Raw genomic sequence first — 310 nt, 5'->3', positions numbered from 1 at the left:
AATCTCAATAGAGTACTTGTTTAAATCAACATCTGCCAACGGTAGCGCGCCTCCTACCATTGCTTGAAATCTTGAAGTGCTTGAACCTGGTACTAGCTTTAATTCGTAGTGACCCGCTTCCGCCTTAAAAGTAAAAAGCTCCATTCTTCCAGTGTCAAAACTATTTGAGCGCGGAGACAGTATCGAGCGATTAAGCTTAGTTTCTTTATCAGTAGCGGTATTGAGAATATGTGGTCTAAACTGTGTCAGCGGCGTTTTTTTGAAGAGAGGGTCCTTGTGCCAGATTGCATAAACGCCTGATTTTAAGACA

1 protein-coding gene is annotated in these 310 nt (G+C 42.3%); it reads right to left on the bottom strand.

Translation table 11 applies throughout. The features are described from left to right. The coding region (locus SB749_RS19085) for a hypothetical protein (protein ID WP_410711687.1) at positions 1-310 on the bottom strand (310 nt) is incomplete at both ends.

The sequence above is a fragment of the Brevibacterium sp. SIMBA_078 genome (assembly GCF_046534565.1).
In the GTDB taxonomy this organism is placed as follows: Bacteria; Actinomycetota; Actinomycetes; order Actinomycetales; family Brevibacteriaceae; genus Brevibacterium.
Note: the sequence above shows the minus strand (reverse complement) of the source record. Positions and strands in the feature narration are given on the sequence as shown.